The sequence below is a fragment of the Streptomyces sp. BYX5S genome (genome assembly GCF_054724165.1).
In genome coordinates this window covers 168,090-187,848 of the sequence record NZ_CM138829.1, presented here as the reverse complement: position 1 = coordinate 187,848, position 19,759 = coordinate 168,090, and the positions used below count along the sequence as shown (strand labels likewise).

At 70.8% G+C, this 19,759-nt stretch carries 19 protein-coding genes; 12 read left to right on the top strand and 7 right to left on the bottom strand.

Annotated features, from left to right (window positions below; all coding sequences use genetic code 11):
• Positions 1 to 45: 45 nt before the first annotated feature.
• Positions 46 to 375 (top strand): hypothetical protein, encoded by a 330-nt coding sequence (locus ACYBSK_RS00840; RefSeq protein WP_460244840.1) that lies wholly within the window; start codon positions 46 to 48, stop codon positions 373 to 375.
• On the opposite strand, the gene ACYBSK_RS00835 is transcribed toward ACYBSK_RS00840, so the two are convergent.
• Positions 372 to 821 (bottom strand): hypothetical protein, encoded by a 450-nt coding sequence (locus ACYBSK_RS00835; protein ID WP_460244839.1) that lies wholly within the window; start codon positions 819 to 821, stop codon positions 372 to 374. The genes ACYBSK_RS00840 and ACYBSK_RS00835 overlap by 4 nt on opposite strands.
• Before the next feature lie 52 nt (positions 822 to 873).
• Between ACYBSK_RS00835 and ACYBSK_RS00830 the strand changes: the two genes are divergently transcribed.
• The 8 genes from ACYBSK_RS00830 to ACYBSK_RS00795 are packed head-to-tail and all read left to right on the top strand — an operon-like array spanning position 874 to position 7,686.
• Positions 874 to 1,464, top strand: a complete 591-nt coding sequence (locus ACYBSK_RS00830; protein WP_460244838.1) for a hypothetical protein — start codon at positions 874 to 876, stop codon at positions 1,462 to 1,464.
• A 34-nt stretch (positions 1,465 to 1,498) separates the two neighbouring features.
• Entirely contained in the window at positions 1,499 to 2,488 is a 990-nt protein-coding gene (locus tag ACYBSK_RS00825) for a hypothetical protein (protein ID WP_457474864.1), read from the top strand.
• A 29-nt stretch (positions 2,489 to 2,517) separates the two neighbouring features.
• Positions 2,518 to 3,357: a hypothetical protein gene (locus ACYBSK_RS00820; RefSeq protein WP_457474863.1), complete on the top strand. Its 840-nt coding sequence runs from the start codon at positions 2,518 to 2,520 to the stop codon at positions 3,355 to 3,357.
• Positions 3,344 to 5,743 carry a hypothetical protein gene (locus ACYBSK_RS00815; RefSeq protein WP_460244837.1) on the top strand — a complete coding sequence of 800 codons (2,400 nt, stop codon included), beginning with the start codon at positions 3,344 to 3,346 and terminating at the stop codon, positions 5,741 to 5,743. Before ACYBSK_RS00820 ends, ACYBSK_RS00815 begins: the two co-directional genes overlap by 14 nt.
• Positions 5,744 to 5,768: 25 nt before the next feature.
• A complete protein-coding gene (locus tag ACYBSK_RS00810; protein WP_460244836.1) occupies positions 5,769 to 5,915 on the top strand; it encodes a hypothetical protein in 147 nt (48 codons plus the stop codon).
• Positions 5,912 to 6,559 carry a hypothetical protein gene (locus ACYBSK_RS00805; protein WP_457474860.1) on the top strand — a complete coding sequence of 216 codons (648 nt, stop codon included), beginning with the start codon at positions 5,912 to 5,914 and terminating at the stop codon, positions 6,557 to 6,559. The genes ACYBSK_RS00810 and ACYBSK_RS00805 overlap by 4 nt, the downstream gene beginning before the upstream one ends.
• Positions 6,560 to 6,568: 9 nt before the next feature.
• Positions 6,569 to 7,423 carry a peptidoglycan-binding protein gene (locus ACYBSK_RS00800; protein ID WP_457474859.1) on the top strand — a complete coding sequence of 285 codons (855 nt, stop codon included), beginning with the start codon at positions 6,569 to 6,571 and terminating at the stop codon, positions 7,421 to 7,423.
• 14 nt (positions 7,424 to 7,437) lie between these two features.
• A complete protein-coding gene (locus ACYBSK_RS00795; RefSeq protein ID WP_457474858.1) occupies positions 7,438 to 7,686 on the top strand; it encodes a hypothetical protein in 249 nt (82 codons plus the stop codon).
• Between the two features lie 74 nt (positions 7,687 to 7,760).
• On the opposite strand, the gene ACYBSK_RS00790 is transcribed toward ACYBSK_RS00795, so the two are convergent.
• The 6 genes from ACYBSK_RS00790 to ACYBSK_RS00765 all read right to left on the bottom strand — a co-directional run bounded on the left by ACYBSK_RS00790 (position 7,761) and on the right by ACYBSK_RS00765 (position 13,955).
• Entirely contained in the window at positions 7,761 to 8,219 is a 459-nt protein-coding gene (locus tag ACYBSK_RS00790) for a heat shock protein transcriptional repressor HspR (RefSeq protein WP_457474857.1), read from the bottom strand.
• A 5-nt stretch (positions 8,220 to 8,224) separates the two neighbouring features.
• Positions 8,225 to 9,412: a molecular chaperone DnaJ gene (gene dnaJ, locus ACYBSK_RS00785; RefSeq protein ID WP_457474856.1), complete on the bottom strand. Its 1,188-nt coding sequence runs from the start codon at positions 9,410 to 9,412 to the stop codon at positions 8,225 to 8,227.
• A gap of 45 nt (positions 9,413 to 9,457) precedes the next feature.
• Positions 9,458 to 10,123: a nucleotide exchange factor GrpE gene (grpE, locus tag ACYBSK_RS00780; protein ID WP_457474855.1), complete on the bottom strand. Its 666-nt coding sequence runs from the start codon at positions 10,121 to 10,123 to the stop codon at positions 9,458 to 9,460.
• Entirely contained in the window at positions 10,120 to 11,973 is a 1,854-nt protein-coding gene (gene dnaK / locus ACYBSK_RS00775; RefSeq protein WP_457474854.1) for a molecular chaperone DnaK, read from the bottom strand. The genes grpE and dnaK overlap by 4 nt, the downstream gene beginning before the upstream one ends.
• Positions 11,974 to 12,154: 181 nt before the next feature.
• Positions 12,155 to 13,117 (bottom strand): glycosyltransferase family 4 protein, encoded by a 963-nt coding sequence (locus ACYBSK_RS00770; protein ID WP_460244835.1) that lies wholly within the window; start codon positions 13,115 to 13,117, stop codon positions 12,155 to 12,157.
• A gap of 1 nt (position 13,118) precedes the next feature.
• Positions 13,119 to 13,955, bottom strand: coding sequence for an NAD-dependent epimerase/dehydratase family protein (locus ACYBSK_RS00765; protein ID WP_460244834.1), 837 nt, complete (start codon positions 13,953 to 13,955; stop codon positions 13,119 to 13,121).
• A 236-nt stretch (positions 13,956 to 14,191) separates the two neighbouring features.
• On the opposite strand from ACYBSK_RS00765, the gene ACYBSK_RS00760 reads away from it, so the two are divergent.
• From ACYBSK_RS00760 to ACYBSK_RS00750, 3 genes are all read left to right on the top strand, one after another.
• Positions 14,192 to 16,474 (top strand): (Fe-S)-binding protein, encoded by a 2,283-nt coding sequence (locus ACYBSK_RS00760; RefSeq protein WP_460244833.1) that lies wholly within the window; start codon positions 14,192 to 14,194, stop codon positions 16,472 to 16,474.
• 197 nt (positions 16,475 to 16,671) lie between these two features.
• Positions 16,672 to 18,231 carry an esterase gene (locus tag ACYBSK_RS00755; protein ID WP_460244832.1) on the top strand — a complete coding sequence of 520 codons (1,560 nt, stop codon included), beginning with the start codon at positions 16,672 to 16,674 and terminating at the stop codon, positions 18,229 to 18,231.
• A 116-nt stretch (positions 18,232 to 18,347) separates the two neighbouring features.
• Positions 18,348 to 19,742: an FG-GAP and VCBS repeat-containing protein gene (locus tag ACYBSK_RS00750; protein ID WP_460244831.1), complete on the top strand. Its 1,395-nt coding sequence runs from the start codon at positions 18,348 to 18,350 to the stop codon at positions 19,740 to 19,742.
• Positions 19,743 to 19,759: the final 17 nt, after the last annotated feature.

Below are 19,759 nucleotides of genomic sequence, written 5' to 3'. Positions count from 1 at the left end.
GAGCACGCCGGGGCCATCGAGGCCGATCTGCTGCGCCACTACGGCGTGGACCTGCTGGACTGGCACCGCGGCGAGCTGTCCTCGCGGCGGCTCGCGGTGCTCGTCGAGCACCTGCCGCGCGACAGCGCGCTCGCACGGGAACTGCACGGTGAAGGCGCCGAATGGACGGTGAGCGACTATCTGCTCGCGCACGCCGTGGATCAACTCCAGGAAGCCAACTGGATGTTCGCCACCGTCAACCGTGACGAGGACAGCGAACCACTCGACCCCCCGGTCCCCGTGAAGCGTCCCGGCCAGCAGGATCCGCCCGACACGGACACGTCGACGCCGGACGCCCTGCCCACCCCACAGGAGCTGCGCCGGTTCTTCGGCTAGCCGAACGACGCGACACCGATCGCAGCGGCGAGCGCGCCCATGAGCAGCGCGCCGAGCGGAATCCCCCACGCGCGAATGCGCGGATATCGCCCCGGAGGATAGAGGAAAGCCGGGTTCTTCGGATCGTAGTCGAAGGTGACGAACTGCCCGACTCCAAAAGTCCGGTCTCCGAACTTCTCCGGCCGGCCCGCCGTCCATTCATCGTCGCCACCCGGTCGCGAACTCGGCCCCTTTTTCTCGACCGCACGAAACCTGTACTCGGTCCCGTGCGGCATGTTGATCGTCGCCAGAATCTCGACTCTCCGGGTCACCTTCCTGCGGTATTCGCCAAAGCTCATCAGCGCTATCACCACGCCCCAGCCCATCGCCCCTAAACCACCGACAATCAGGGCGATTTGATACACGATATCTGGAATCACGGGAAAACCCTCCACTCCGACAGCCATGGCGATCCGACCGCGGATGCTACCAAGGCACACAACGCAAAGGTAGAGGGAAATGGCAGACAAGACCCCAGCCCAACTGGACAAGGAGATCCAGGACCTTCGGGCGTCCATAAAATCCGCAGCCTTCACGAGCACCAAGGGCGACCTCGCGACCCAGCAGTGGGTCGAAAAGGAAACAGCGCCCAAGATTTGGGAGAACCACAAGAAAGAAATCATCGGGCTTGCCGCCGGATTCGTTCTCGCCAAACTCGAACTGCCGTCCCTTTTCAGCCTGGAGCCGATCGTGGAACGGCTGCTCGCGAAGAAGAACATTGAACGCGGCAAGCACGGCTTCCTGTTGCCGGTGAAGCGCGCGGAACGCGAGCGGCGCCAACGGGTCATCGATGAGGCCGAAGCCAGGCTGGCCCGCATGGAGCGCGGACTCGGCCGACTCCAGGACCTCGTCACGAATGCCCACCAGAAGGTCGGCAACTCCAACCGGCGCATCAACGCCCTGGAACGGCGCGTCTCCTCGATGTCCAGGGCGAGCGGGCGCACCCGCGAGCAGGTGCGGGCCAGCGCCTCACCGAACCTCAGTGGTTCCACGACTCAACTTCAACGTCTTGAGGCCCGCGTCAACGCCCTGACCGTCGCTCTCGGATGACCCGGACAACCGTCCCGCAAGGAGGTGATCGCCCATGAATCTCAAGCAGGCGCTCACGAACGCCAGTACCGGCATCAGCCGACTCAGCAGCCGGTCGACCAGCGCGAGCACAGCGGTCACGCGGCTCAAGACATCCGTCACCCAGAGCCAGAGCGCCGTCAACAGGCTCGGCACGGGCGTGCGTTCGGCCAACACGTCACTCGGCAGGTCCAAGACGTCCACCGACCGTTTCAAGTCGTCGCTGGACAAACTCAGGTCGTCCGCCACCAGGTCCCAGACCGCCCTCCGCAACGTAAAACGCCAGTCCGACGCCGTCGAGAAGTCCGTCGGGAAGGCCGGCAAGTCCGCCACCGGCAGCGGCAAGTCGATGACCGGGCTCGGGAAGGGGCTGAAGGGAGCGACGGTCGCCCAGAAGGGGCTCAACATCGCTATGAAGGCGAATGCCTTCGGGCTGATCATGACGCTGCTCGCGCCGATCATCAGCCAGTTCATCAACATGGACAAGGTGGCCAAGGTCCTCGCCAAGGGCGTGAAGTGGGCCTGGAACGCGATATCCGGCGCCATCAAGTCCCACTCCGGGCCCATCAAGGCCGTCATGAAGGGCATCATCAACGCCTTCACGGCCCTGCCCCGCGCCTACATCGGCGGCATGAACGCCATGATCGGCGGCCTGAACAAGATTCACGTGAAGATTCCGGGCTGGGTGCCGGTCGTCGGCGGCAAGGAATTCGGCATCAATCTGCCGAGGATCCCGAACATTCCGACGCTCGCCGAAGGCGGCGTCATCGGCGCGCGGACCGGTGGTCGGCTCGCCGTCGTCGGTGAGGGCGGCGAGGACGAGGCGGTCATCCCGCTGTCGAAGCTGAGCGCGATGCTCGGGCACCACCCGGGCGGCGGCTCCGCCGTGGAACGGCTCGCCGCCGCCGTCGAAAGGCTCGCCGACCGGCCCGTCCACATCCAGGTCGACTCGCAGACCATCGCCCGCGCCGTCTTCCTCGGCCAGCGCCAACTCGCCCGCCGCTAGGGCGGCCTCACCGAAAGGGGTGTGCATCAATGGGCAGCAATCTGTGGATCGGCGCACCGGGTTCCCTGTACGAGATCGACCAGGTCACCACGTCCTTCGACCGCAGCGCCGACCTCGGCGTCAGCGAGTTCAAATCGCTCGGCGGCCTCGTCACCGTCACCCGAACCGCCTCCACCACCCGCCGTACGAAGCTGAGCTGGGACCGGCTGCCGCCCGCCGACGCCCGCGCCCTCGACCGGCTCGCCCGGCGGATCGACGGCCCTGGCCCGCTCGTCCTCGTCGACCCGGTCGCGGGCAATGTGCTCGGCGCCGCCCAGGCCGCGGGCCGCGGCGTGCCGGGAGCCGGTGACGCCAGCGGGCTCGACCAGTGGTTCAAGGTGTCGGCGACCGGAGCGGTCGTCGAGGTCGCCGCCGCGCCCGGCACCTTCGCGTTCACGGCGGCCGACGCGACCAGCAAGCTCGGCTGGCGGTGCGTGCCGTGGCAGGGCAACTTCCCGGTGGCGCCCGGCACCCGGATCTCGTTCCGCGCGCCCAGCGCCATGGCCGCGCTCGGCACCGTCGGCGTGAACATCGACTTCAAGAAGGCCGACGGGACCTATCTCTCCGGCCCCTCCGCGACCGGCCCCTACCTCGCCGCCACCGTGCCCGCCGGGGCCGTCTTCGCCACCCCGTGCGCGACGCCCGGCACCGCCGGCACGTACTCGCTGGCCGGGGCCTGCCTCTCGTACGACGACGGGGCCGCGCACACCATCCCCGGCGACGGCCTCCCGCAGCTCGCCGTGACCTCGTACACCGATACCCCCGGCCTCCCGCTGCCCTACCGCAGCATCAGTCTCGAACTCGTGGAGGTGTCCCGTGCAACAGGCTGACCAGGCCACCGAGGCCGCGCTCGGCGCCGGGGAGCGCACCGCCACGCACACCACCCGGCTCGGCGGGCGGGACGTCAGCGACCAGGTGCAGTCCTGGGAGCTGGAGCGTTCGTACGCGACCGATCTGCCGGCCGCGATGCGGGCGTTCTCCGGCAGCTCCTCCGCACAGCTCCAGCTGCAACTGGGCGGCAGAGGAACGGAGTTGGCGCCGGAGCTGTACTCCGCGTGGGCCGACCGGGCCACCGGTGACCTCGCCCGCCCCGGCCAGAGCGTCGTCCACGAGACGGGGCTCGGCGGCGGTTCCGACACCCTGCCCGCCTTCCGCGGCACCCTGCGCAACCGGTCTGCGGCCTCCGGCACCGACACCGTGCAGCTGACCGCGCTCGACGGCGCCGAACGGCTGCGCTCACCCGCCGAACTCCCGCGCCCCTACACGGGGTTGTACTGGGGCCGGCCGGTCGCCACCGCCACCTGGTGCGTCGACGAACTGCTCCGGCAGGCCGGATTCCTGACGAGCCCGCCCGCACGGGGCCCGCAGTTCGTCGCGGGGGCCCCGCTGACCCTCGTGCACGCCACCCTCCACGGCGGGTTCGCGACGTCGTACGGCATGCCGGAGGACCTGCCGGACCCGCGGCACTACACGTGGTCGCGGACCGGGGCACCGCACGAGATGGCCCTCGTGCCGCGCGGGCTCCCGGCCGGCGAGACCGGCGTCACGGCCTCCTGGTTCCCGCGCAGCCGCGTCACCGTGCCGGGCAGCAGGCTGCTCGCCGAGGCATGGGTGAACAACGCCGTCGGCATCGGCTCCACCGTCCGCCTCGACCTGGAGCTGAACCGCACCGGCACCGCGAACGGCACCCTGTCCCTCGCGCTCGACTTCACCAAAGGCACCGTCACCGCGTGGTCGCTCAGCAGCGACGCGGCGGTACCGGGCAGCGGACTGACCTGGAGCCAGAACGCCACCGCGATGAAGGCGCAGCGCGGCGTATGGCACATCGGCGCGTACGTCGATGTGTACGCGTCGACGGGCGGCCGGGCGCTGCCTCAGGTCACCCCGCTGATCACGGCGCCCGACGGCACCACGTGGGTCGGCGGCACCGGCGCGTTCACCGCGGCGAACGGTCCGCAGCCGGTGGCCGAGCTGCGCAAGATCCGCCTGATCACGTCGATGGCGACGGAAGGGGTGCAGGTCACGAGCGGCCTCGCCGCCGTTCCGAGCGTCGCCGAGTTCACCCAGGCCGGCCAGTGGGACAAGACCGCCGACCTGGACGACGCGATCCTGCCGCTGCGCACCATCCCCAAGGTGTCCGGTTCCCAGTGGGAGGCCATCGGACAGATCGCCAAGGCGAGCATGTCCACGGCCGAGCTCGACGAGCGCGGCCGCTTCCGCTGGCGCAACTTCACGCGCTTCGCGTCCACGCCGACCACCCCGGACCTGACGCTGACCTCGGTGCGCTCGATCGCCGCGCTCACCGTCACCGAGGAGATCGACGCCTGCCGCAACTACTGCGTGCAGCCCGCCGCGGACTGGAGCGCGGTCCGGGCGGTCGCGGGAGAGCTGATCACGGACACGGTGGTGCGGGAGATCCCGGCGGGCGGCTCCCTCACGGTCAACTACACGTTCGGCGAGGACGAGTTGGATGTCGGGCCGCCCGACACCGACGACGACTCCGTCGCCACCGCCGGATCCTCGTTCCGGGTCGCCACGCAGAACGCGGCGGGCACGACGGCGGTCAAGGGCGCCGTCGACGCGCTCGTGCGGCGGGAGAACGGGGTGATCGTGCTGCGCCTGACCAACCGCACGGCGTCCCGCCTCTACACGGTCGACCAGAAGGGCGGCCCGTCCATCCGGATCCTGCCGATCCGGCCCGACCGGGACCCCGTGGAACGGCAGGCCGTCTCCTATGTCGCCGACAGCGACAGCGAGAAGTGGTACGGACGCCAGGAGTTCTACGGGGACCAGTCGGAATGGGTCCAGGACCTCGGCGCCGCACGGGAGCTGGCGGCGGCGATGCGGTCGGCCGGGGAGTTCCCCGTGCCGGTCCTGGAGGACGTCCAGGTCCTGTACGACCCCCGCATCCAGCTCGGCGACGTGGTCCGCGTCGTCGACACGTCGGGCGCCGCGCTCGACACCCTGGCCTGGGTCGTCGGCATCACGGCTTCCGCCGCGGCGGGGGGCGGGGTCCAGCAGACGCTGAGCCTGCGCGGCGTGGCGGCGAACGGCGTCCCCGCCGACACCGGCCTCACCCCGGACGCCCCCGCGCTCCCGCCCGCCCCCGACCTCTCCCGCACCTACGCGACGGTGACCGCCTCGTACGCCACGCTCGCCGCGATGCGCGCGGCGAACCCGACGTGGTCGGACGTCCGCCGCGCCACGACACCGTGATCCCGCCGAACCCACGGAGTGCACCGTGCCCGAATCCTCCGACACCCCCACCCCCGTAGAACCGCCGGACGCCCTCCTCGAAGAACTCGCCTCGTACCAGGAACCGGTGCCCGTCGAACAACAACCACTCGGTGACGCCCTGCTCACCGTCACCGTCGAGGAGTCCCCGTGACCATCCAGTACACCCCCGTCAGCTCGCTCCCCTACCCTCAGGCCACCGATCCCGCCGACCTCCCCGCCCATCTCAAGGCGCTCGCCGACGCCGCGGACGGCCGCCTCGTCATGCGCTTCCCGGACACCGCGACCCGCGACGCCAAACTGCCCGCCCCGGTCGCCGGCATGGTCGCCTGGATCGGCACGCCCGGCCGGATGATGTACCACACCGGCACCGCGTGGGTGCCGATCGCCCCGGTGCCGGTGTACCGGGTCAACGTCGACGACGGGGACACCGCGTCGACCTCGTACGTGGAGACCCTCTCCAACGCCGGCGGCGACCCGATGGCGGCGACGTTCACCGTCCCGGCGTCCGGCCAGGTCATCGTCACCGTGGGCAGTTACATCCGGTCGTCCGCCAGCGGCACCTCGTACATGTCGGCCAACATCCGCAACGCCGCCGGCACGGTGGTCCTCGCCGCGGACGACAACCGCTCGGCGGCGATCCAGATCACCAGCCGTACCTCGGTCTCCGCACAGTTCCTGGTGAGCAGCCTCGCCGTCGGCACGACCCACACGGCGACCCCCGCCTACCGCTCCAGCGCCACCACGAACACCGCCTACTTCGACACGCGTTTCATCCGCGTCGACCCGATCCCGTAGGAGCGCCCGGTGGCCACACCCCTGACCGCGTACGCCTTCGCCCGCGCCCTGCGCGACGAGGGCGTACGGATTCGTGAACACGCCGACTGGCAGACGCACAACCGCGATCACAAGGGCCCGTGGGGCCCGGTGAACGGCGTCATGCTGCACCACACCGCGGGCCGCGACAGCCTCGCCCTGTGCCGCGACGGCACCGCCGCCCTGCCGGGTCCGCTCTGCGCGGGCCTGGTCGCGAAGGACGGCACCGTCCACCTGGTCGGCTACGGCCGCACCAACCACGCGGGTTCCGGTTCGGCCGCCGTGTACGCGGCCGTCCGCGCCGAACGGGCCCTGCCCTCCCCGCCGGGCCCCGACTCCGTCGACGGCAACATCCATTTCTACGGTTTCGAGATCGAGAACCTCGGCAACGGCCGGGACCCCTACCCCTCGCCCCAACTCACCGCCGTCGAACGGCTCTCCGCCGCCCTGTGCCGCGCCCACGGCTGGACGGCGGCGAGCGTCGTCGGCCACAAGGAGTGGACCCGCCGCAAGATCGACCCGTCGTTCTCGATGCCCGGCATGCGCACCCGCGTCGAGGCCCGCCTCGGCACCACCCCGAAGCCCCCGAAGCCCTCTTCGTACGCGGATTTCCCCGGCGCCGCCTTCTTCGTCCCGGGCCGCCGCAGCGCCCTGATCACGGCCGTCGGCAGACGCCTCGTCGCGGAGGGCTGCGGACGGTACCGGGTCGGGCCGGGCCCGGAGTGGACCGCGGCCGACGTGGCCTCGTACGCGGCCTGGCAGCGCCGGCTCGGCTACTCGGGCGCGGACGCCGACGGCATCCCGGGCCGCACCAGCTGGGACAAGCTGCGCGTGCCCCGCGCATGAGAGGAGACGGAGGAGTGGGTGAACAGGTCGATGTGGCCCTGGAGTTGGAGCGGCTGCGCCGCTCCGTGGACGTCGGCTTCGCCGCCACCCAGGGCAATCTGGCGCTGGTGCTCCAGCGCGCCGATCAGACGGACAAGACGCTGGGCGAGCACGAGGACCGGCTCGACGCCCTCGAACGCTCCCGCTGGCCCCTGCCGTCGCTCGCGGCGCTGACCTCGTGCGCCGCTCTGGTGGTCGCGGTCTGGCAGTCGACGGGCCGGTGAGGCGGTGGACCGGGACATGCGAAGGGGCCCGCCGACCATGATGGTCGGCGGGCCCCTTCACCTGTGTGCGGGTGTCAGTCCTTCGCGCGCTTCGGGCGCCACACCACCAGCGCGCCGGTCTGCTGGACCTCCTGGTAGGGGACCAGGTCCCGGCGGTACGAGGCGTGCACCGCGGCCTCGCGCTGCTGGATGGCGGAGGCGGCGGTCTCCACCGCGGCGGAGAGCTCGGCGACTCTGGACTGGAGCGCGGCGACCTGGTTCTCCAGCTCGATGATGCGCTTGATGCCTGCCAGGTTGATGCCCTCGGCCTGCGACAACTGCTGCACCGTGCGCAGCAGTTCGATGTCGCGCGCCGAGTAGCGCCGGCCGCGCCCGGCCGTGCGGTCGGGCGAGACCAGGCCGAGGCGGTCGTACTGGCGCAGGGTCTGCGGGTGCAGGCCGGACAGTTGTGCCGCCACCGAGATGACGTACACCGGCGTCTCGTCGGTCAGTTCGTACGGGTTGCTGCGCCGACGGCCGTGCTGCCCGTCCATCACACTCACGCTCCCTTCGCGGCCTTGAACAGTTCTGCCCGCACGTCGGTGTCCTCAGTCGCCTTGCGGTACGACTCGAGGGCCGAACGGGCGTCTTCCGAAAGGTCCTTGGGGACGGCCACCTCGACCGTCACCAACAGGTCCCCGCGCGTGCCGTCCTTGCGGACCGCGCCCTTGCCGCGGGCCCGCATCGTCCGCCCGTTCGGCGTGCCCTCGGGCAGCTTCAGGGTGACGGCGGGACCGCCGAGCGTGGGCACCTTGACCTCGCCGCCGAGCGACGCCTCGGTGAACGTCACCGGGACGGTGACCGTGAGGTTGTCGCCCTTGCGGCCGAAGACCGGGTGCGCGTCCACGTGGACCACGACGTACAGGTCGCCCGCCGGGCCGCCCCGTTCACCGGGAGCGCCCTTGCCGCGCAGGCGGATGCGCTGGCCGTCGGAGACCCCGGCCGGGATCCGGACCTGCATGGTGCGGGAGGACTTGGCCCGCCCGCTGCCCTTGCAGGCGTCGCACGGGGTCTCGGCGATGAGGCCGCGGCCCTTGCAGTCCACGCACGGGTCGGTGAGGGAGAAGCCGCCACCGCCGCCCCGCGAGACCTGCCCGGTGCCGACGCACGTCGGGCACACGCGCGGTGTGCCGTTCGCGTCGCCGGTGCCGGAGCACGCCTTGCAGGGGGCCTGCGAGGACATCCGCAGCGGGACCGTGGCCCCGTCGACGGCCTCGGTGAAGCTGAGCGTCACCTCGGACTCGATGTCCTGGCCCCGGCGCGGCTGCGTCCGCGTACCCGCGCCCGCGCCGCCCCGGTTGAACAGACCGCCGAACACGTCACCGATGCCGCCGCCGAAGCCGCCCTGTCCGCCCTGGCCCTGGGCGCCGCCTCCGAAGAGGTCGCCGAGGTCGAAGTTGAACGAGCCGCCCGCGCCCGCGCCGCCGGGGCCGGGCCGGAACCCGCCGCCGCCGAACAGGGCGCGCGCCTCGTCGTACTCCTTGCGCTTCTTGGGGTCGCCGAGGACGTCGTTCGCCTCGGAGATCTCCTTGAAGCGCTCCTCCGCCTTGTCGTTGCCCTTGTTGGCGTCGGGGTGGTTCTCGCGGGCGAGCTTGCGGTACGCCTTCTTGATCTCGGCGTCGGTGGCGTCCTTGGGGACGCCGAGGACCTTGTAGTAGTCCTTCTCGATGAAGTCCTTGGTGCTCATCGGCCTCGACGTCCCTCCTCACCTGTTCCTGTTACGTGTATGACGTCAGCCCTCTTCCGGGCCACCGTTCTCCTTCTCGGCGTCCTTGTCGGCCGCCTCGTCGGACGAACCGGCCTGCGCGCCCGGCTGCGGCTCGGCCACGGCCACCCGCGCGGGGCGGATGGTGCGCTCGCCGATCCGGTAGCCCGGCTGGAGGATCGCCACGCAGGTCGTCTCCGTGACGTCCGGCGCGTAGGAGTGCATCAGGGCCTCGTGCACGGTCGGGTCGAAGGGCTCGCCCTCCTTGCCGAACTGCTGAAGGCCCATCTTCGCGGCGACCGTCTCCAGCGACTCGGCGACGGACTTGAAGCCGCCGACGAGCTCGCCGTGCTCACGGGCCCGGCCCACGTCGTCGAGGACGGGAAGCAGCTCGGACAGGAGGTTCGCGACGGCGACCTCCTTGACCGTGACGCGGTCCCGCTCCACACGGCGCCGGTAGTTCTGGTACTCGGCCTGAAGGCGCTGGAGGTCGGCGGTGCGCTCGGTGAGCGCCGTACGCACCTGGTCCAGCTGCGCCGTCAGGGCAACGTCCGATGCGGAAGCTGAGTCCCCGGCCGGGGCCGCCCCCTCCTTGTCGGAGGGAGCGTCCTGCGGCTCGGCGTCGTCGGAGGTGGCGCCGGAGGGGACGTCAGGCTTCTCGTTCTCCTCGAAGCCCGGGGTCTCCTCCGTCACGCGGCACCGTCCTTGCGGTCCTTGTCCTCGTCGACGATCTCGGCGTCCACGACGTCGTCGTCGGCCTTGGCGTCGCCCTTCGGGGCGTCACCCTGAGGGGCCTCGGCGCCCGCGGCCTGGGCGTCGGCGTACATGGCCTGGCCCAGCTTCTGCGAGACGGCGGCGACCTTCTCGGTGGCGGTGCGGATCTCGGCCGAGTCCTCGCCCTTGAGCTTCTCCTTCAGCTCGGTGACGGCCTCCTCGACCTCGGTCTTCACCTCGCCCGGGACCTTGTCCTCGTTGTCCTTGAGGAACTTCTCCGTCTGGTAGACGAGCTGCTCGCCCTGGTTGCGCGACTCGGCGGCCTCGCGGCGGGCGTGGTCCTCGTCCGCGTACTTCTCGGCCTCTTCGCGCATCCGGTTGACCTCGTCCTTCGGCAGCGAGGAGCCACCGGTGACGGTCATCTTCTGCTCCTTGCCCGTGCCGAGGTCCTTGGCCGTGACGTGCATGATGCCGTTGGCGTCGATGTCGAAGGCGACCTCGACCTGCGGGACACCGCGCGGGGCCGGCGGCAGACCGGTCAGCTCGAACATGCCGAGCTTCTTGTTGTACGCCGCGATCTCGCGCTCGCCCTGGTAGACCTGGATCTGCACCGACGGCTGGTTGTCCTCGGCCGTCGTGAAGATCTCCGAGCGCTTCGTCGGGATCGTCGTGTTGCGCTCGATCAGCTTGGTCATGATGCCGCCCTTGGTCTCGATACCGAGGGACAGCGGGGTCACGTCGAGGAGCAGGACGTCCTTGACCTCACCCTTGAGGACACCGGCCTGGAGGGCGGCGCCGATGGCGACGACCTCGTCCGGGTTCACGCCCTTGTTGGCCTCGTTGCCGCCGGTCAGCTCCTTGACCAGGTCGGCGACGGCGGGCATACGGGTCGAACCACCGACGAGAACGACGTGGTCGATCTCGGAGAGGTTGATGCCCGCGTCCTTGATGACGTTGTGGAACGGCGTCTTGCAGCGCTCCAGAAGGTCGGACGTGAGCTGCTGGAACTGGGCGCGCGTGAGCTTCTCGTCCAGGTGCAGCGGGCCCTCGGCGGAGGCCGTGATGTACGGCAGGTTGATCGTGGTCTCCGTGGAGGAGGACAGCTCGATCTTCGCCTTCTCGGCGGCCTCGCGCAGGCGCTGGAGCGCCATCTTGTCCTTGGAGAGGTCCACGCCGTGGCCGTTGTTGAACTGCTTGACCAGGTAGTCGACGACGCGCTGGTCCCAGTCGTCACCGCCGAGCTGGTTGTCGCCGTTCGTGGCCTTCACCTCGACGACGCCGTCGCCGATCTCCAGGAGCGAGACGTCGAAGGTGCCGCCACCGAGGTCGAAGACCAGGATGGTCTGGTCGTCCTTGTCCAGGCCGTAGGCCAGGGCCGCGGACGTCGGCTCGTTGACGATGCGCAGGACGTTCATGCCGGCGATCTCGCCGGCTTCCTTCGTCGCCTGCCGCTCCGAGTCGTTGAAGTAGGCCGGGACGGTGATGACCGCGTCCGTGACCTTCTCGCCGAGGTAGGACTCCGCGTCGCGCTTCAGCTTCTGCAGGATGAACGCCGAGATCTGCTGCGGGTTGAAGTCCTTCCCGTCCAGATCGATCTTCCAGTCGGTGCCCATGTGGCGCTTCACCGAGCGGATGGTCCGGTCCACGTTCGTGACCGCCTGGCGCTTGGCGACCTCGCCGACCAGCACCTCGCCGTTCTTCGCGAAAGCGACGACGGACGGCGTGGTCCTGGCGCCCTCGGCGTTCGCGATGACGGTGGGCTCACCGCCCTCCAGAACGCTGACGACGGAGTTAGTCGTGCCCAGGTCGATGCCGACCGCACGTGCCATTTCGATTCCTCCAGCTACCTACTTGAGTGGAACTGGCTCAAGACTGCAACACCTCCCCCCTCGGCGTCAACAGACCTGAGTCAGCCCCACTCAAGTTTTATCCTGCCCTTATCGGCAGACCGCTGAAGGCATGGCTCTGACCTGGCCTTTTGTCAGTCAGTACGGGAGTGATGACGCGAAATTACGCTGCGAGCGAGGCGTACAGCCGCTCGATCCGCTCGACCCACACGGCTTCCCCGTACCGTTTCGCGTACACCGCGCGGCAGTGCTCCCGCAGCGTCGGGAAGACCTTGCCCGCGACATCCAGCGCGTCGGGCAGGTGCGCGTCCGGCGCCGTCACGGTCCCGGTGCCCTCGGCGCGCACGGCGCGCGGCACCACCGCCCCGGCCGCCCCCTCGAAGGCCAGCACCGGCAGCCCCGCCGCGAGCGCTTCCGCGTACACCAGCGGAGCCACCGGCCCCGGCAGCACGATCCCCCGGTACCCCGGCAGCTCCCGCCGCAGCTCCCCACGCCCCACGGCCCCGCGCAGCCGCACCCCGGCGGGCGCCGCCGCCCGGCACCGCCCCTCCAGCGGCCCCGTCCCGACGACGTCGAGGCGCTCACCGGCGGGCCAGCGGCGCAGCAGTCCGAGCACGCCCTTGTCCGGCGCGAGCCGCCCCACGCACACCCACGCGTCGCCGCCCTCGGCCGCCGCCTCCACGGCCCGGGGCACGAAGTCCGGCACCACGTCGAGCCGCTCCCTGGGCAGCCCCGCCCGCGCGTACGCGTCCCGGCCGGTCTCCGAGAGGGCCACGAGCCGGTCGGCCCGGCGCAGCAGCGGGTCCTGCCGCAGGTCCCCGCGCGCCGTCCACCCGAACTGGAGCGCGGCGAACCGGGCGCCGCGGGGGCGGCCGCGGCGCAGGGTGGCGACGACGGGGCCGGTCCACTCGGCGATCCAGGCGCGCCCGAAGGCGGGGAACAGGTGGTGGACGTGCACCACGTCGGGCCCGAACGCGCGCAGCGCCGCGAGCGGCCCGTTCCCGCGCCGGTCGACCGTCACGAGGCGCACCTCGTGCCCGGCCCGGGTGAGGGCGGCGACCTGGTCGAGCACGGCCTCGTCCTCGCCGCCCGGCGCACCGAAACCGTGGACGACCGCGATCCTCATGTCAGGCCCCGACCGTCGCGGCGGGAACGGCGCCGGACGCGCGGCCCGCGTCGACGAGGGCCGCGTCCACGATGTCGGTGAGGCCGAGGCCCGGCTGCCAGCCGGTGAGTTCGCGCAGTGGCCGGGTGTCGGGCGCCGGTCCGCCGGGGGCGCCCGCCCCCTCGTCCGGGACGAAGCGGAGCGGTGACGCGGAGCCGGAACGTTCCACCACGATGCCGGCGAGGTCGGCGACGGCCGTCTCCTGGTCCCCGGCGACGTCGAAGGCGCGCCCGGCCGCGGCGGGCTCGGCGAGCAGCCGCACCAGCGCGTCGACCGTGTCGGTGACGTGCGTGAGGCGCAGCCGCCGGGTGCCGTCGCCGTGCAGGGTGAGCGGCAGGCCCGCGACCGCCTGCCCGGCGAGGCGCGGCACGAGGGCGCCGCGCGCGGGCGACTGGCGCGGGCCGACGGTGTCGTGCAGGCGGACCCGCGTCACGTCGGTGCCGCTGTAGCCCTCGCCGCCGTGGGGGCCGTCGGAGTCGACGAGGAGCAGGCGGCGGCCGTGCCGGTGGGCGGCCGCGACGACCGGGCTGGCGCGCTCGGCGGCGAGGTGGACCACCGTGTCGCAGCGGCTGACGAGCTCGTCGACGAGGCGGTCGTCGAGGGCCGAGCCGCGTACGAAGCGGAGCTTCGGGCTGGGCCAGGCGGTGGCGAGGTTGGCGCGGTCGCCCGTGGACAGGTCGTCGAGGACGACGACGGTGTGCCCCAGATCGAGCAGCGCGTCGGTGAGGTGCGAGCCGACGAAGCCGGCACCTCCGGTGATCAGATGGGTGGAGGGCGAAGTCGTCAACGGTGCGCTCATCCCCATAAGTTATTCCGCTATGTCCAAATATGGGGTGAATAACACGATCGGCTTGGCCGCCCCGCGCAGGCCCGCGTAAGGGCTACCTGCGCGACACAGATCACCAGCCCGGCGACTACATTGCGAACGGGTAAGTGGGTAGTCTCAGACGGACGACCTAAGTTACCGCTTAGTAATCAGCATCCGTCCCGACCCGTCCCGAGAAGACTTCCCTCGCAGGCCCGAGGAGCCCCCAAATGCAACTCGCCGCGATCATCGTGTCGCTGGCCCTGATCGTGGTCGGCGTGGCTCTGTTCGTCCGAGCCATCGCGCAGATCTACCGCCACATGCGGCTCGGCCAGAACGTCCCCGCCGGGACGCGTACCGACGAACCCGTGCAGCGCACCGTCACCGTGGCCAAGGAGTTCCTCGGCCACACCCGCATGAACAAGTGGGGCATCGTCGGCTTCGCGCACTGGTTCGTCGCCGTCGGCTTCTTCTCGCTGCTGCTGACGATCGTGAACGCCATCGGCCAGCTGTTCCAGGCCGACTGGCTGCTCCCGATCATCGGCGAGTGGGCGCCGTACAACATCTTCGTCGAGTTCATCGGCACGATGACGGTCCTCGGCATCGCGGCGCTCATCGTGATCCGCCAGCTGTCGAAGCCCAACAAGCCGGGCCGCAAGTCCCGCTTCGCGGGCTCGAACTTCGGCCAGGCGTACTTCGTCGAGGCCGTCATCCTCATCGTCGGCGTCTGCATCTTCATGCTGCACGCCCTCGAAGGCGCCCAGCACCACGTCGACAGCTACGAGGCGTCCTTCTTCATCTCGTACCCCGTGGTGAACGCGCTGTCGGGCCTGGACGTCTCCACGCTCCAGAACCTCACCTACTTCTTCGCCGGGCTGAAGATCGCGACCTCGTTCATCTGGATGATCACGGTCGCCCTGAAGACCGACATGGGTGTCGCCTGGCACCGCTTCCTGGCCTTCCCCAACATCTGGTTCAAGCGTCGGGCCGACGGCGACGTCTCCCTCGGCGCGCTGCTGCCGATGACCTCCAAGGGCGAGCCGATCGACTTCGAGGACCCGGGCGAGGACGACGTCTACGGCGTCTCCCAGGTCGAGCACTTCTCCTGGAAGGGCCTGCTCGACTTCTCCACCTGCACCGAGTGCGGCCGCTGCCAGTCGCAGTGCCCCGCGTGGAACACCGGCAAGCCGCTCTCCCCGAAGCTGCTCATCATGTCGCTGCGCGACCACGCGCACGCCAAGGCCCCCTACCTGCTCGCCGGTGGCGGCAAGTCCATGGAGGGCGAGGAGCAGGCCACCGAGGAGCAGCTCAAGGACGTTCCGGCCGCCGCTCTCGCCGAGGCCGAGCGCCCGCTGATCGGGACGGTCGAGGAGAACGGCGTCATCGACCCGGACGTCCTGTGGTCCTGCACCACCTGCGGCGCCTGCGTCGAGCAGTGCCCGGTCGACATCGAGCACGTCGACCACATCGTCGACATGCGCCGCTACCAGGTGATGATCGAGTCCGCGTTCCCGTCCGAGGCGGGCACGATGCTCAAGAACCTGGAGAAGAAGGGCAACCCCTGGGGCCTGGCGAAGAAGCAGCGCCTGGAGTGGCTCAAGGAGCTCGACTTCGAGGTGCCGGTCGTCGGCAAGGACATCGAGGACCTCACCGAGGTCGAGTACCTGTACTGGGTCGGCTGCGCCGGCGCCCTGGAGGACCGCGCCAAGAAGACCACCAAGGCCTTCGCGGAACTCCTCCACATCGCGGGCGTCAAGTTCGCGATCATGGGCGGCGACGAGAAGTGCACCGGTGACTCCGCCCGCCGCCTCGGCAACGAGCCGCTGTTCCAGCAGCTCGGCCAGGAGAACGTCATGTCCCTCAACATGGCCTTCGGCGAGGAGTACGACGACGACGGCAAGGTGACCGAGGAGTCGCGGAAGCCGAAGACCGCGAAGAAGATCGTCGCGACCTGCCCGCACTGCCTCAACACGATCGGCAACGAGTACCCGCAGATCGGCGGCGACTACGAGGTCATCCACCACACGCAGCTGCTCCAGCACCTCGTCGACGAGGGCAAGCTGCTTCCGGTGACCCCGGTCGAGGGCATCATCACGTACCACGACCCGTGCTACCTGGGCCGCCACAACAAGATCTACACGCCGCCGCGCGAGATCATCGCCAGCGTCCCCGGAGTCCGCAACGAGGAGATGCACCGCCACAAGGAGCGCGGCTTCTGCTGCGGCGCCGGTGGTGCGCGGATGTGGATGGAGGAGCGGATCGGCAAGCGCATCAACAACGAACGTGTTGACGAGGCGCTGAGCCTGAACCCGGACATCGTCTCCACCGCCTGCCCGTTCTGCCTCGTCATGCTGACCGACTCGGTCAACGGCAAGAAGAACGACGGCAAGGCCAAGGAGTCCATCACCGTCGTCGACGTCGCCCAGCTGCTGCTCGACTCCGTCAAGACGCCGGTCGACCCGGCGGGCGAGGCGGAGACCGAGGACGCGCCGGAGCCGGAGCCGGTGAAGTAACCGGCCTCGCACGCCACTTGAGGGCACCCCGTCACGACGGGGTGCCCTCTTGTTCTGTCAGGGGGCCCACTTCTCTTGTTCCGTCCCGTACAACCCTTGCGCCCGATCCCGTGTCAAACGGTGCGCCGGACAAGGAACGGGCCCTTTCCGGTCATCCCCCCGCGCTGCCCGGTCTTCCTTCAGCCAAGGAGCCGCACGTGCGCAAGAACCGTTCGGCCGCCCTCGCCGCGGCCTCGTTCCTTCTTCTCACCGGTACGTTCATCGCCGCCGCCCCGTCCGCGTACGCGGGCACACCCGGCGGCACCCGCGCGAACGACCGCAACACCGACTTCAACGGCGACGGCTACGACGACGTGCTCGTCGGCGCCCCCGGGGCCACCGTCGGCGGATACGCCGGGGCCGGGCTCGTCACCGTCCAGTACGGCGCCGCGAGCGGCATGGGGACGTCCCGCTCCGCCGTGATCAGCCAGAACACGACCGGGGTGCCGGGCGCCGCCGAGAAGGGCGACGCGTTCGGGCAGGCCGTCGCCACCGGGGACCTCGACGGCGACGGCTACGACGACGCGATCGTCGGCGCGCCCGGCGAGGACGTCGGCACGGTCACCGACTCCGGCGGCGGCGTCGTCCTGTGGGGCACGCCCAAGGGCCTCACCGGCAGCGCCAGCCAGTGGATCGAGGCCGACGAGCCCACCGCGGGCGGCAAGTTCGGCCAGTCGCTCGCCGCCGCCCGCTTCACCGACGGCGGCGACGGCGACCTGCTCGCCGTCCTCGACTCGGTCGGCCTCACGGTCTACCGCTACGAGGCCGCGAGCGCCGCCAGATCCACCGCCGACGCGGGCAAGAAGCTGGTCCGCGACTCCCGGACCGACTTCGCGCCCAAGGCGCCGAAGGCCGAGGAGCCCAAGGGCAAGGCGCCGACCGCCACCGCACGCGCCGCCACCCTGGCCGCACCGACCGGCATCCAGCCGAAGTCCCTGACCACCGGCGACTACGACGCCAACGGCTTCGCCGACCTCGTCGTCTCCGGCCTCTCCGTCGGCGACGAGTCCGGCGACGGCTGGTCGTACGTCATCCCCGGCACCGCCGCCGACGCCGAACCGCTGCCGAACCTCACCCTGCGCGGCGGCCCGGTCGCCGCCTCCGGGGACGTCAACGGCGACGGCAAGGACGACCTCGTCACCGGCGAGCCCAACAGCCCCGACGACGGCGGCCCGTGGACGACCGGCGGCATGGTCGGCGTCCACTACGGCTCGGGCTCGGGCCTCACCGGGGAACCGCAGTGGTGGACGCAGGACTCCGACGGCGTGCCCGGCACCGCTGAGAAGGGCGACGCCTGGGGCGCCGACCTGTCCGTCGGCGACACGAACGGCGACGGGTACGCCGACGTCGCGATCGGCGCGCCCGGCGAGGACATCGGGACGGTCGCCGACGCGGGCGCGGTCACGGTCATGCGGGGCACCACCCTCGGCCTGCGGACCAGCGACGTGCGGGACTTCAACCAGAACTCGGCGGACGTCCCCGGAGAGGCCGAGAAGGGCGACAAGTTCGGCGGCCAGGTCTCCTTCACCGACCCCAACGACGACGGCCGGTTCGGCCTCCTCGCGGCGGCGCCCGGCGAGAACACCAACGACGGCGTGGTCTGGGTCTTCTCGGCGGGCTCCGGCGGGGTCACGGCGGCCGGATCGTGGACGTACGGGGCGGGATCGCTGTCCGCTCCGTCCCTCGACGCGCGGTTCGGGGCGGCGATCGACGACTGATTGACGCCCGCTCGACGACGGGGACCGGCGGCCCGCGTACAACCATTCGCCGGTCCCCAGCCGTCACACCCAGCGCACTACGGAGAACAACTGCCTCACCCAACGCTGGAGTTGACGTGCGCCTCACCAAACTCGCCATGGCCGCCGGGGTGGCCGCCCTGACCGCGGGCGGCCTCGCCCTCCCCCTCGCCGGGACCGCGTCCGCCGCGACCACGCTCAAGGACGACTTCAACGGCGACGGTTACCGCGACCTCGCCATCGGCACGCCGAAGGCCAACGCCGTGACGGTGACGTTCGGTTCGTCGTCCGGCGTGGGCACCGGCAAGGCCGTGACGATCACGCAGGAGACCTCCGGCGTCCCCGGGACCACCGAGAAGGAGGACGAGTTCGGGGAGAACGTCACCAGCGGGGACGTCAACGGCGACGGCTACGCCGACCTGATCGTCGGCGCCCCCGGCGAGCAGGTCACCGACTGGGCGAGCGGCTCCCTGAACGTGGTCTGGGGCGGCGCAGGCGGCTTCACCCAGGGCGCCACCGTCTACCACGCGCCCTCCAGCAACGACGAACGGTTCGGCGAGGGCGCCGTCTTCGTCGACCTCGACGGCGACGACCACGCGCAGCTCGCCGCCGTCAGCGCCAAGAAGTTCTGGTGGTACTCCGACTCCAACAAGCCGGAGGACGCCTACGCGCCGGAGGTCGAATTCGTCCCGTCCGACGTGACCCTCGAAGGTCTCACCGCCGACCAGTTCCGCAAGCCGGGCGTCGGCGAGACGTACACGTACGTCCTCTACGGCAAGCACGCCGACGGCAGCCCGTACACGGGGTGGGTCAACGGCGGCCCCGGCGACATCGGCTACTACTCGGGACGGATCGACGGCCAGTACGCCGGCTCCACCACCGGGGCCGCCGCCACCGGCGACGTGAACTGCGACGGCCACCCGGACCTCGTCACCGGCCAGGCCGCCGACAACTCGGTCTGGGTGTTCTACGGCGGATCCACCATCTTCACCGACGAGATGGAGGGCATGGACAAGATCACCCAGGACAGCGCCGGGATACCGGGAGCGACGGAGACCGAGGACCGGTTCGGGGCGTCCGTGGCGGTCGGGGACGTGGACGGCGACGGCTGCGACGAGGTCGCGGTCGGCGCGCCCGGCGAGACCGTCGACGGCGTGCGCGGCGCGGGCTCGGTCGTCCTCCTCAAGGGCGGCAGCGGCTACATCGACGCGGGCCGCGCCTACCACCAGGACACCGCCGGGGTGCCGGGCGTCGCGGAGACCGGGGACGCCTTCGGCTCCACCGTCCGCCTCAAGGACGTCAACGGGGGCGGCCGCGCGGACCTCTCCGTCGCCGCGTCCGGCGAGGACATCGGCCCGGCCGCCGACGCGGGCGCCGTCACGGTGCTGCGGGGCTCCTCCCCGTACCTGACGACGACGGGCGTCACGTCGTTCAACGGCGCGGACTTCGGGCTGTCCGGGGCGAACCTCTCGTTCGGCGACGCACTGCGCTGATCTACCGTTTCCGCCCG